This is a genomic window from Streptomyces sp. NPDC058579, from assembly GCF_042718575.1.
GTDB lineage: Bacteria > Actinomycetota > Actinomycetes > Streptomycetales > Streptomycetaceae > Streptomyces.
Map to the genome: position 1 here is coordinate 1 of NZ_JBHXPI010000044.1, position 13,053 is coordinate 13,053.

7 protein-coding genes and 2 pseudogenes are annotated in these 13,053 nt (G+C 67.3%); 3 read left to right on the top strand and 6 right to left on the bottom strand.

Features of this window, described 5'->3' with window-relative positions; genetic code table 11:
* Positions 1-230 precede the first annotated feature (230 nt).
* Both ACFWRO_RS31415 and ACFWRO_RS31420 read left to right on the top strand, forming a co-directional pair.
* A complete protein-coding gene (locus ACFWRO_RS31415; protein ID WP_384516214.1) occupies positions 231-3,092 on the top strand; it encodes a hypothetical protein in 2,862 nt (953 codons plus the stop codon).
* 77 nt (positions 3,093-3,169) lie between these two features.
* Positions 3,170-3,250 (top strand): ACT domain-containing protein, encoded by an 81-nt coding sequence (locus tag ACFWRO_RS31420; RefSeq protein ID WP_384516335.1) that lies wholly within the window; start codon positions 3,170-3,172, stop codon positions 3,248-3,250.
* Between the two features lie 106 nt (positions 3,251-3,356).
* On the opposite strand, the pseudogene ACFWRO_RS31425 reads toward ACFWRO_RS31420, so the two are convergent.
* Positions 3,357-3,661 (bottom strand): annotated as a pseudogene (locus ACFWRO_RS31425) (transporter); the annotation flags it as partial.
* Between the two features lie 1,871 nt (positions 3,662-5,532).
* Positions 5,533-5,981: pseudogene (locus ACFWRO_RS31430) on the bottom strand (IS5 family transposase); the annotation flags it as partial.
* A 437-nt stretch (positions 5,982-6,418) separates the two neighbouring features.
* On the opposite strand from ACFWRO_RS31430, the gene ACFWRO_RS31435 reads away from it, so the two are divergent.
* Positions 6,419-7,801 carry an MFS transporter gene (locus tag ACFWRO_RS31435; protein WP_384516217.1) on the top strand — a complete coding sequence of 461 codons (1,383 nt, stop codon included), beginning with the start codon at positions 6,419-6,421 and terminating at the stop codon, positions 7,799-7,801.
* Positions 7,802-7,859: 58 nt separating this feature from the next.
* On the opposite strand, the gene ACFWRO_RS31440 is transcribed toward ACFWRO_RS31435, so the two are convergent.
* From ACFWRO_RS31440 to lnt, 4 genes are all read right to left on the bottom strand, one after another.
* A complete protein-coding gene (locus ACFWRO_RS31440) occupies positions 7,860-9,755 on the bottom strand; it encodes a helix-turn-helix domain-containing protein (protein ID WP_384516220.1) in 1,896 nt (631 codons plus the stop codon).
* A 78-nt stretch (positions 9,756-9,833) separates the two neighbouring features.
* Positions 9,834-10,739: a 3-hydroxybutyrate dehydrogenase gene (locus ACFWRO_RS31445; protein ID WP_384516222.1), complete on the bottom strand. Its 906-nt coding sequence runs from the start codon at positions 10,737-10,739 to the stop codon at positions 9,834-9,836.
* A gap of 55 nt (positions 10,740-10,794) precedes the next feature.
* Entirely contained in the window at positions 10,795-11,277 is a 483-nt protein-coding gene (locus tag ACFWRO_RS31450) for an NUDIX domain-containing protein (RefSeq protein WP_384516225.1), read from the bottom strand.
* A gap of 94 nt (positions 11,278-11,371) precedes the next feature.
* Positions 11,372-12,973, bottom strand: a complete 1,602-nt coding sequence (lnt, locus tag ACFWRO_RS31455) for an apolipoprotein N-acyltransferase (RefSeq protein ID WP_384516227.1) — start codon at positions 12,971-12,973, stop codon at positions 11,372-11,374.
* Positions 12,974-13,053: the final 80 nt, after the last annotated feature.

Here is a 13,053-nt window from a genome sequence, read left to right on the forward strand (position 1 = left end):
CCAACCCCCCCACCAACACCACACCACCCCAACCCACCAAACGAAGAGGAAAACGACACACCACACCCCCCACACCACCCACAGCCACCCCCCAGAGCGGGACGACAGAAGGAGTGCCGGCCATAAGAAGGGAAGGACCCACATTCCCGCAGACCCATGCCATCGATGGACCTTACCCGCGTTATGCGTCCGAATTCTCCACCCGGCTCTTGCGCGATTACCCCTTGCCCATGAAAAAAACCTCAACGGGCCCGTACAACCCTGCTGCCTCAACCCGGATGAAGCAGGCTCTCTGGGAAGCATGGGGGCGCGGCGACCGCAAAACATGGAGGGATGTCCTGGACATCGGCCTGTCCCTGGAAGCACCAGTCGGCACACAAGACACCTATACCCCTATTCCTCCCGTGGGAGCAGAAGGGGGCTACACAGCCGAGTACAAGGACCCGGAGAAAAACTACGGACTCAGAATTGAACTAACAGTGCCGAAAGTCGGGGAGTACACAGAAGGAGAACTGTGGGCCCACACCAAGTCCGGGAGGGAGTTCTTCCTCTGCGACGTAACCATGGGAATAAAGACGCGATATTTTCTGGAAGGTCCGTACACTGATCCAGCGGTCGGGTTCCGCTTCAAGGCAAAAATACCTCAGAGCGCCCCGAAGGTCATTCCCATCCCGGCGAGAAAATTCCTTCCCGTCAATCGAATTCCCAGACCTCCCAAGGATTTGGAAAACCAGAGTCAACACCAGGCCTACCTGACGTCGCGTCCCCCGCAAGATCCTATGACGTACGCACTGGAGGATATCCGGATGGAATACCGGGACGTCTTCGATGCCTCCGGATCGCCGACAAGAGACCGCGGGGGCCATCCACGGAAAGTGTGCGCCCCTCCGTCACAGATCGTGAAATACTCACTGCAGCCCGACAAGGAAAACTTCAAAGTGGACGTGGTGGGCCCGTATGATATCCGAGTCCGCACCATGAATCGGGAAGGAACATTCACGTCAGGCGGAGCCCTTTTGGAAAAGACCTACCCCTCAAATTCCACAATAATCAACTCTGGCGCCCAGAAAATCATTCCCGCCGCATCTGTGGTCTATCTCGAACCAGTGCCGAGACCGGACCGGTTCAAGGTGCTAGACCCCAGGTTCCTTATCTCCGAAATGGTCGACGAACTACCGCCGAGAGCAAGTTCTCCCGGCGGCATTGGAGGAAGTTGGACGCAGCTGATTCAGAGCAGCTCTGGGACTCGGACAACCATCAGTAGTATCGATACACCCGTCAGGGACGCATCAGGTAAGGAGCGCAGGGAGACTTCATGGTTCCCCACCATGGAGATCAGCAGCGGAACCGCCACGGTGCGGTGCTTGTGGCCCTGCACCCTGCCATATACAGAGCAGTCGGACCCTTCATCCGTCATCACAGGATGCGAACCGAACGGCCTGTTCGACGAAGCAAGACTCGTCATGAAGGAATCAGGTGCCACCCTGATCGACGCGTGGTTCCCGGCAGATGGATATCTCTATCGATTTCAGATCCCGGGCTGGCAGGAAAGAAAGGACCGTCAAAACCTACAGGTCGTCACCGAAGTCGTCATGGGACGGGAGACCCAACGGCTTCAGGAGCAGAATGCGAGCCAGATAACTCCTGCTCCACCCCAGAGACAAAGTGCCACCTCCAGCTCCAACGTGGTGAGCATCACCAGGTCGACTGCCCCAAAAGCCGACTTGTTGGCGCAAGCGCCAGGCAAGGCCGGAAAACTGGGACAGGCACTTTCCGGCGGATCCGCCGTTGTCGCCGGGGCGGGAACGCTCATCCAGTTCCTGGACCCTCAAAGCGATACCCTCACCGACATCGAGACGGCCGCGCACGGAAGCGCAGTAATCATGCCGATCATGTCAGACAGAATCGCAGTAGCAATGGAGGCCGGCGAACCAGTACTCCGAAAGATTGCATATACAGGTGTTGGGATTTCGCTCGCCGCCAACGCTTATTCACTGGCTCGTAAGCTGACGGCAGAGAATGTCGACACAACTGGGGTCGCCCTGGACGTCACAGCCCTCGGAGGCGACATCCTCGTCATCGGCATGATGGCAATGGGGGCAGGAGCCGCCACCGTCCTCGTGACTGGATCTGTTTTTGCACTGCCAGGACTGGCAGTCCTGCTCGACACCATCCTTTTCGACACGCTCGACCACCCCTACGATTTCATGGACAAAGTACGCGATCTGTTCCTCAAGGTAATCAACGACAGACTGGAGGCCGCCCAGGCACTCATCACCACGCCACTACAGCAAAAGATTATGGACAATTATCCCGCTGGAAGAGAACGCCAAGAAAGACTTAACGAACTAGACAAGGAGTGGCAGGTCAAGAGCCAGCAGATTGCACGTCAGGCGATTATCATCCAGTGCAGCGCATGGGAAAAGTGGGTCGAAAAGCTGAATCCTGGGTATCTTGCAAAATGGCGCCTTGCCAACCATATGACCTCACTAGGCCACAACCCCCAGGAGTCCTACTATTCGGATGGTGAGGCAAGATCCATCCATCACTCTGTCGTCAAATCCGTCGAAAACCAGCTCCTTCGTCACGTGGACGTGATCGCGGCAGGCCAGCCCCTCCCAATATCAGCAATAGCCTTCTCCCCCTCCATTCCGGCGATAGCCGGATATCGCGAGATCCACTTGGACAACGCTGGATTTGAGCAGGAATGGGCAGGCGACTGGGCATACACCAAATGGCATGTATATCTGACCGACAAGATGAAGCACTCTGGCGAACGCTGCGCGGAGTTCATGTTCGCCAATATCCCCACCCGGCTGTCGAGAAGAGTCACCGACCTCACAGCGGGCAGGGAATACGTGCTGCGCGTGTGGGCATGGCCGTGGTCAGGTAAATACCTCAAGATCGGCTGCACGAGCAGCTCAAATAATACACCTCTAGCCCCCATGGTGAAGGTTTCAGGAATTGGCGGCTGGCAGCAGATCGAATACAGATTCAGGGCAACGGAGTCCGCTATTAGAATTCAGGTCCATGGTGATCCGGGTAAATCCTCTGGGCTTGTGGATGACTTCACGCTCACCGAGGTCGTCTGAGTCTCGTTCCGCGGGCCGGGACGGTCATGGCGTGCCTCGTGCCGGCGCCGTGACTCGGGATGCCCCAAGGAGGCCACATGGCAGGCGAAAAGGACCGGCGAAAGCTGCTCGCGTCCATGAGTCCCTGGCTTGACGAAGCGGAGTACGTGTTCACCTAGCAGTTCTTAGAGCGCCGGCGCAAAGAGCGACCCACTAGCTAGCTAGTCGAGTTCGGTGTCACTGGCCTGGATGGCCGGATTGCAGTCCGAGGGCAGCGCCTCTCTCCGCCCCGAGCTTGTCGCGGACCAGGTGCTCGAACTCACTGCGATGGTCCACGAGCCAGCTCAGGTAGAAGAGCCCCTGGTTGATCACGCCCGGATCCGTTCCGCGCTTGTACTCGACCACAACGGGAGCCCCGTCGCGTCGAGCCCCAGCGAGTCGATTCGGCCAGCGTGGACAGGTCCCGTAGCGTGCTCGGATGCCAAGAATCGGCCCCCCAACAGCGCCTCCATGTTTGCTTCGACAAGGCGCTGCACGTCCGCTTCGGCCGCAGCAAGCCGGGGTGCGAGCTCGCTCACACCCCGCTGCATGGTCTGGAACAACGCTGCTCCGACACCTCCCCTCTCCGTGAAAGCCCCCAACGCGTAGCGCCGCAGGCATATTTCCCCACCGTGCATCCAACTACGGAGCGTGTTCGACCACCGATGTCGCCTGGAGAAGCGAGAGGGATGACGCTCTGGGGGCACGCACAACAGAAAGCCGCCCCTCCAACCAAGATGTCATCTCGGTTGGAGGGGCGGCTTTCTGTTGCTGACGGCACGTCAGCACAAGACCCGAGCGCGCGTCAGACATGCGTCAAGATATCGCCCGTAACGCACGTAGCGCCCATAATGCACACTCGACAAACACATAGGTCAGCGGCCCTTCTCGGCAGGCTCAAGGATCGCGACGCACTCGACATGCTGCGTCATCGAAATGACGTGAACCTCCAGCAGCGGGATTCGAAGGTGGGCCCCTGTCCAGGCAGCGTCACGCTCACGCCCAAGAGCTGTCCCGTAGATGATCTTTGAGCCGCGTGGGGTACGCGTGGCCGCCGTCGCGTGGCGACAAGCCTCCGTACGAGTCCCGGCCGTCCTCACGGACCGGAGCATCCCCGGGGGCGCAGGGACAACCTCCAAGTACCGCCCACAGCCCAGCCTGTTGACGGAACATCCCCGCGGGTGCGGGGTCGACGGGCAGCCGTACTGGATCTTGCCGCCGCCGCTCGGAGCATCCCCGCGGGTGCGGGGTCGACCCCAGAAGCCCTTCGCCGTCGACCTCTCCACTCGGAGCATCCCCGCGATTACGGGGTCGACCTGACGTAGACGATGCCGGCGACCTTGGTGGCAGGAGCATCCCCGCGGGTACGGGGTCGACATCGGCGCGGCGCTGTGCGCGTCCCTTCCTCGCGGAGCATCCCCGCGGGTACGGGGTCGACCGACGCCCGGCCTCGAACGGGTTCTTCGACGCCGGAGCATCCCCGCGGGTACGGGGTCGACACTTGCTGAGCTGCGGGTTTACCTGGCTGCATGCTTGTTTTCGTTTGGTTGCTTCGGGAGGCGCGCCAGGGGATCAGTCCTGCGGAGTCGAGAGGTTGCAAGCGGTCACAGCCTGCGATGCGGACAGCAACCCCCTCTCCGTACGCGGCGGGTTCATTGCGTATTCCCCAACTGTCGCCGACCTGGCAGCGACAGCAAACCCTCGTGGCGCTGCGGCTGGCATTGCCGATGAAGTAGCCGAGTCTTCGGTGAGGTACTCAGAGTGCCGACTGTCTTCCGGTTTTGGGGTGGGCTGGACACCCAGACCACCCTGGCCGCGTTCCGGGAGGGCCGCCTGGACGAACTGCTCGACAACCGCTCGCCGCTCGTCACTGGCGTGGAGGCACAGGTAGTCGCAGCCCTGGCCTGGCTCCCCTCTCCATGAAGTCCGTGCAGGTGCCGTCAGGGACGCCACGCTGGTGGCGTTCCTGACGGCGGCGCATCTCTGCACGGATGGTCGCGGCTCCTCGGCCTCTGTTCGCCTCGTCCGGCCGAGGCACGAAGAGCGGTATGCGAAGGCCCCTTGAAGCATGGACACCGGTTGCTTTGCGGTAGCCGCCAGCGTCAGTAGTCGCTGTGCGCAGGTTATCGGGTTGGTGGCCGACGGTCCGCTCCGTGACGTCCATCAGTCGAGCACGCATGCGTACGAGCCGACCCCCCTGGAGCCACTCGTGGGGCAAGCCGACGTCAACGACCTTGCCGTGCGGAAGCTCGTGAATCTGGTCTCGGTCCGCATGTTCCACGACGAGTGCGACGCGAAGGGTCCGGTGGCCGGACTTGCGCACGACCCTGGTCAGCAGGTGGTTGCTGTCGATGGTATCGACGTCGCCATGGCTGCTCGCGCCAGCCGTAGTCGCCTCGGCCTCCGTGCGGCCGGGCGTGTTCAGGCGCCGCCAGCAGATCAGTGCGCATCCGAGGGTGAGGAACGCTTCGTGAATGTCGTCGCGGATCTCCCAACGGATCCGCAGGCGCCGGAACCAGTGCAGATAGGCGAAAGCGTGCTCGACAACCCAGCGTTGAGTGCCCAGTCCGGATCCGCTCGGTACCCAGGCGGGCGACCAGCGGTTTCACTCCCAGTCCCCAGACCAGGCGGCGGTACCTGTCGTGGTCGTATCCGCGATCAGCGCGGACGACGTCGGGGCGCCGCCGTGGGCGGCCGCGCTTGCCCCGCACGGGCGGCACCGCCTCCAGGAGCGGGATGAGCTGGGTGACGTCATTGCGGTTGCCGCCGGTCAACGTGACGGCGAGCGGGATGCCGGTGGCGTCGGTGATCAGATGGTGCTTGCCAGCCCGTCCTGCCTCGGTCGACAGGGCTTCGTCCTGTCTTGGGGCCCCGAAGATCATTTCGTTAGGAGTTCCAAGGAAGGCTCTCTTCTGCGGAACACCCGCTTGCCATCCATCACGGCGGTCACCCTTCCGCACTGGGCCGCGCAGGATCTGCCGCAGATGCCGGACTTCAACGCAGCGTAGTCAGCACCAAGTCAGCACGGGAGCGGTGAGAAGGGGTGACGACGTGGGCTTTTAGTCAGCACGAAACCAGCACGGGAGTCAGCACGGCGCATTCAAATCATGCGCGAATAGCGCAACTCGGACAGCGTACTTCGTGGCCTCGTTGAGGCTCCGCCGAAGACCCCGGTACCGGCTCCATGGTGGGCGCGCGCACTCCTACACCTGGAACTATGGTGTCCCACCACATACGCCACTGACCTGCGTGTTTCTACGGTGTGGCGACACGCAAACGTCCCCGTCACACGCCAGGAAGTGGTGCCGATGTCCTCCCCCGCGACCGCTCCACCCGCCCCCTCCAACCTCAAGCGCATCGTCGCCGCGAGTCTCATCGGCACCACCATCGAGTGGTACGACTTCTTTCTCTACGGTTCGGCCGCCGCGCTGGTCTTCAACAAGCTCTTCTTCCCCGACTCCGACCCGCTCGTCGGCACCCTCCTCTCCTTCCTCACCTACGCCGTCGGCTTCGCCGCCCGGCCGATCGGTGCGCTGGTGTTCGGGCACTACGGTGACCGGCTCGGGCGCAAGAAGCTGCTGGTGCTCAGCCTGCTCCTGATGGGTGGGGCCACCTTCGCGATCGGGCTGCTGCCCACGCACGCGACCGTCGGGTCCGCCGCGCCCCTGCTGCTCACCGCGCTGCGGCTCGTGCAGGGGTTCGCCCTCGGCGGCGAGTGGGGCGGGGCCGTGCTGCTCGTCTCCGAGCACGGGGACGCGAAGCGGCGCGGGTTCTGGGCCTCGTGGCCCCAGACGGGGGCGCCCGCCGGGCAGTTGCTCGCGACCGGCGTGCTCTCCGCGCTCACCGCGCTGCTCTCCGACTCCGCGTTCCTGTCATGGGGCTGGCGCATACCCTTCCTGCTCTCGGGTGTGCTCGTGATCGTGGGTCTGTGGATCCGGCTCTCCGTCGACGAGTCGCCCGTCTTCAAGGCCGCGCTCGCCGCCTCCGAGGAGCGCAAGGCCGCCGCCGCACAGGTCGAGAAGATGCCGCTGGTCGCCGTCCTCAAGCACCACTGGCGGGACGTGCTGATCGCGATGGGCGCCCGCATGGCGGAGAACATCTCCTACTACGTGATCACCGCGTTCATCCTCGTCTACGCGACCACCCAGGTGGGCCTCTCCAAGCAGACCGCGCTCAACACCGTCCTCATCGCCTCCGCCGTCCACTTCGCCGTCATCCCCGCCTGGGGCGCGCTGTCGGACCGGATCGGCCGGCGGCCGGTCTATCTGATCGGCGCGGTCGGTGTCGGCGCCTGGATGTTCCCCTTCTTCATGCTGATCGACCGGGGGACCTTCGGTGCTCTGCTGCTCGCCGTCACCGTGGGACTGATCCTGCACGGGGCGATGTACGCGCCGCAGGCCGCGTTCTTCTCCGAGATGTTCGCGACCCGGATGCGCTACTCCGGTGCCTCCATCGGCGCCCAGTTCTCCTCGGTCGCCGCCGGCGCCCCCGCGCCGCTGATCGCGACGGCGCTGCTCAACGACTACGGCTCCTCGACCCCGATCTCCCTGTACGTGATCGCCGCCGCGCTCCTCACGGTCGTCGCGATCGCCTGCGCCAAGGAGACCCGCAACCGCGACCTGTCGGAAGTCGCGGAGGACGCCCCCGCCGACACCACCGCCACGGCCGCCGCCGTTCGCGCCGACGCCTGATCGCCCACTGAGAAAGGCGCCGGTTCCCCCTTCTGGGGACCGGCGCCTTCTCGTGTGCTCAGCGGGTGACCGCCGCCGACATCGCGTGCAGGCGCAGGGCCAGTTGGATCTCCAGGGCGCGGGCCGGGGACTGCCAGTCGGGACCGAGGAGGCGGCCGATGCGTTCGACCCGCTGGGCCACCGTGTTCACATGGACGTGCAGGTCGTCCTTCGTACGCGCCGGGCTCATCCCGCTCGCGAAGTACGCGTCCATCGTGCGCACCAGGTCCGTCCCTCTTCGCAGGTCGTACGCGATGACCTGGCCGATCGTGCGGTCGACGAAGCCCTCGATGTCCCGCGTGTCGGCGAGCAGGAGTCCGAGGAAGCCCAGGTCCTCGGCCGCCGCGCCCTCACCCGAGCGGTGCAGCAGGCGCAGGGCGTCCAGGCAGCGGCGGGCCTCCTCGTACGCGGAGGCGACCTGGCCGGGGGCGGCCAGGGGTGAGGGGACGGGCGACGAGGCGCCCACCGTGACCGGTTCGCGCAGGGCGCCGCCGAGCTGCTTGGCGGTCTGCCGGGCCAGGTCGGCGGCGTCCTCGCCGGGGCCGAGCGGGAGCAGCAGGACCGTCCCGCCGTCGCGCGCGGAGGCCAGGCCCTGCCGGGTGGCGGCCAGATGTGAGGCGGCCGACCAGAGGCGCTGCCGGTCCGCGCTCTCCCTTACGCCGCCCTCGGCCTCGCCCCCGGCTCCCGCGCGGTCGATCCGGGCGGCGAGCACCACGTGAGGCGCGTCGACGTCCGTGCGGAGCCGGGCGGCGCGCTCGCGCAGCAGACGGCGGTCGCGGTCGGGGGCGTCGAGGAGGTCGTCGAGCAGTTCGCCCCGTACCCGCTGTTCGGCCTCTCCGGCCGAGCGGCGGGCGAGCAGCAGCAGGGAGGTCACCAACGCGGCCCGCTCCAGGGTGCGCTGGTCGACGGGGTCGAGGTCGGGCTGGCCGTGCAGGACGAGGGCGCCGAGGCACTCGCCGCCGGCCGCGACGGCGGCCACCCAGGTGTCGCCCTCGCGCAGGGCGTGGCCGTCGGCGAGCCGGGCGGGGCCCGCGCCGCGGCCCTGCTCGATGAACTCGACCCGGCCCCCGAGGACCTCGGAGACCGCGGCGGCCACGTCATGGACCCCGCCGCCGCGCAGCACCAGTTCGGTGAGCCGGTCGTGGACCTCGGAAGCCCGCTCGATGACGCCGCTGTGCTCGCGGATGATGTCGTTGGCCCGCTCCAGCTCGGCCAGGGCCGAACGGGTCTCGGCGAGCAGATTGGCGGTGTCGATGGCCACGGCCGCGTGCGCGGCGAACGAGCCGAGCAGCGCGACCTGCTCCCGGCCGAAGACCCGGGCGCGCCGGTCCGCAGCGAAGAGCACGCCGATGACCTGGCTGCCCAGGGTCAGCGGGACGCCGAGGATGGCGACGAGCCCCTCGTCGCCGACGGCCGAGTCGATGGTGCGGGTGTGCTGGAATCGGGCGTCGTCGAAGTAGTTCTCGGTCACGTACGGCAGGGCGGTCTGGGCGACGAGGCCGCCGAGGCCCTCCCCCATGCCGAGCCTGAGCTGCTGGAAGTGCGCCGAGACCGAGCCCTCGGTGACGCGCATGTACGTGTCGCCCGCGGCCGGGTCGTTGAGGCTGAGGTAGGCGACCTCGGTGCCGAGCAGGGAGCGGGCGCGCTGGACGATGGCGCGGAGCACCGCGTCCAGGTCGCGCAGTCCGGCGAGGTCGTGGGCGGTCTCGAAGAGCGCGGAGAGCTCCGCCTCCCGGCGCCGTCTCCCCTCCAGCTCGGCCCGGACGCGCAGCGCGAGCTGCTTGGCCCGCTCGAGCTCGGCCAACGCCTCGGGGCCCGCGCCGCTCGCACGGGCGAGCAGCACGGGCCGGTCGTACGCCTCCGCCGCGGCGCCTCGGGCGAGGAGCTCCAGGTAGGAGACCGGTTCTTGCGACATGGACACAGGGATACCTGCCGTACGGGTCGGAGCACCAGCCCTGTGGAAAAGCTGTCGGTGCGCGGTTGTGGACAACCGTCAGTGCGCGGTCCAGCCACCGTCGAGGGTCAGGGAGGCACCGGTGATGAACGAGGCCTGCGGTGCGCAGAGGTAGAGCACCGCCTCCGCGACGTCCTCCGGCTCGATGAGCCGCTTGAGCGCCGAGTCCTTGAGGAGGACCTCGGTCAGGACCCGCTCGGGAGGGATGCCGTGGGCAGCGGCCTGGTCGGCGATCTGCCGCTCGACCAGGGGCGTGCGCACATAGCCGGGGTTGACGCAGTTGGAGGTGACGCCGTGCGGAGCCCCTTCGAGGGCGGCGGTCTTGGAGAGGCCCTCCAGACCGTGTTTGGCGGCCACATAGGCGGACTTGAAGGCCGAGGCCCGCAGACCGTGGACGGAGGAGATGTTGACGATGCGCCCCCAGCCCTGCTCGTACATGTGCGGCAGGGCGCCCCTGATCAGCCGGAAGGGCGCCTCCAGCATCACGGTCAGGACCGTGTGGAAGACGTCCGGCGGGAACTCCTCGATGGGGCGCACGAGCTGCAGTCCGGCGTTGTTGACGAGGATGTCAGCGCCCGCCGCCGACTGCTCGGCGGCGTCCAGGTCGGTCAGGTCCAGGGTCTGCGGCTGGACGGCGCCCGGCAGCCCGTCCGCCGCCTCCGCGAGCGCCGCAAGGCCGTCGGCGGCCCGGTCGACGGCTCTGACCGTGGCCCCCGCCGCGGCCAGGCGGAGCGCGCAGGCCCGGCCGATGCCGCCGGCCGCGCCGGTGACGAGCGCGGTGCGGCCGGCGAGGTCGAGCAGGACGGAGCCGGGCGCGGGGACAGCAGCGGGCCCGGCAGGTCCGGCAGCGAGCCCGACCGCGCGTCCCTGGGAGGCGGCGGGGTCCTGGGCGGCTGGTGCCGGTACGTGCGCTGGTACGGGACCGGATGTGGTGGGGGCGCTCATGCTCCGCACTGTATGAAGCGCCCCACCCTCAACCGATGTGTGCTGAAGCCATACTTCAGCTGCTCGGCATGGGGTCGAACCATGTGGGTTCGTCGAGGAGCGCCTGCTCGATCCGGAAGTGCGAGAACCGCTTCATCTGCGGCAGGTCGTCCACGTCGAACCAGCCGACCTCCGTCGACTCCTCGTCGTTGACCCGGGCCTCGCCGCCGACCGCGCGGCAGCGGAAGGTGACGTCCATGAACTGGCAGGTGTCGCCGTTCGGGTAGACGATCGGCTTGCGCAGGGTCTGCACGATCACGACCCGCTCCGCCTCGCAGCGCACGGCGGTCTCCTCGTACACCTCGCGGACCGCGCAGGCGGCCGGCTGCTCCCCGGGTTCGACGATGCCGCCGACGATGGCCCAGAGGCCGTTGTCGGCCCGTCGGCCCAGCAGCACCCGGCCCCGGTCGTCGAAGACGACGGCGCTCACGCCCGGCAGGAAGAGCAGCTGGTGGCCGGCGCTGGCCCGGATCTCGCGGATGAAGTCAGGTGTACCCATGACTCGACCCTAAGCCCCGTGGATCAAGCCCTCGGGGATCAAGCACCCGGGGATCGCGCACCCCGGACCGCGACGCCGCCGCCGTACCGGAGGCTCAGGCCGCGCGGCTCCGGCGCGCCCGTACGGAACGCAGCACCGACCAGCCCAGTCCGGCGGCGGCCACCGCCACCAGGAGCGCCTCGGGCAGCGTGCCCATACGGGTCGCCGGGGTGAGCGAGGAGCGCAGCGGCACCTTCTCGACCAGGACGTCCGGGGTGAACATCTTCGTCTGCTCCACGATCCGGCCGTCCGGCGCGATGATGGCGCTGACGCCGCTGGTGACCGGTACGACGACGGCGCGGCTGTGCTCGACCGCCCGGACCCGGGACATGGCGAGCTGCTGGTACGTCATCTCGCTGCGGCCGAAGGTCGCGTTGTTGCTCGGCACCGAGATGAGCTGCGCGCCGTGGGTGACGGTGTCGCGCACGGCCCAGTCGAAGGCGGCTTCGTAGCAGGTGGCGAGGCCGACCTTGGTGCCGGCGAGGTCGAAGACGCCGATCTTGTCGCCGGGGCCGAAGTCGCGGCTGACCCGGTCCACGTTGCTGTTGAAGATGCGGACGAAGGACCGCATCGGGATGTACTCGCCGAACGGCTGGACGTGGCGCTTGTCGTAGGTGGTGACGGGGCCCTTCTGCGGGTCCCACTCGATGAGCGTGTTGCGCAGCTTGCCCGTGGGCGGGGCGACGACGGCGCCGATCACGGTCGGCACGCCGATCTTCTTGACGGCCCGGTCGATGGCGTCCGCCGCGTCGGGGTTGGCGTACGGGTCGATGTCGGAGGAGTTCTCCGGCCAGAGGACGAAGTCGGGCTGCGGCTCCTCCTTGCGGGCCACCGCCTCGGCCAGTTCCTCGGTGCGCGCCACGTGGTTGTCGAGGACCGCGCGCCGCTGGGAGTTGAAGTCGAGTCCGAGGCGCGGAACGTTTCCCTGCACGGCGGCGACGGTCGCCGTGCCGTCCTCGGCGCGGTCGTCGACCAGCGGGAGGGCGGCGAGGGCGCCGGTGACCGGGACCAGGACGGTGAGGGCGGCGGCCGCGAGCGGGCCGCGCGGGACGGTGCCGGTGGCGCGGTAGGCACGGACCTGGCGGATCACCTCGTACAGGCCGAAGCCGCAGAGGGCGACGGCGAAGCCGAGCACCGGGGTGCCGCCGACGGCCGCGAGCGGCAGGAAGAAGCCGTCCGCCTGGCCGAAGGCGATCTTGCCCCAGGGGAAGCCGCCGAACGGGACACGCGCGCGTGCTGCCTCGGCGAGGATCCACACCGCCGCGGCGAAGACCGGCCAGGCGGGGAGCCGGGAGACGGCGGCGATGCCGAGGCCCGCGCCGGCGACGAAGAGCGCCTCGACGGCCGACAGCGCGATCCACGGGAACTGGCCGACCTCGGATCCGGTCCAGATCAGCAGTGGGAGCAGGAACCCGAGACCGGCGAGGTAGCCGAGGCCGAAGCCGGCGCGCAGCCGGCGGCCGCGCAGGGTCCAGCCGAGCAGCGCGAACGCCGGCAGCGCGAGCCACCACAGCGGGCGGGGCGGGAAGCTCAGGAAGAGCAGCGCCCCGGACAGCACGGCCGTGCCGGGCCGTACGAGTCGCCGAAGTCCGGCCGGACCGGGCTCGGGTGCGGCGGCGGGGCCGGAGGGGTCGACGGGGGTGATGGTGGTGCTCACGTTGCGGAGTCTACGGCGCGCACCTGTGCCCCGAGCAGGGCGACCCCGGCCGGTCCTGGTGTTCGCGGGCTCGGTCGCGG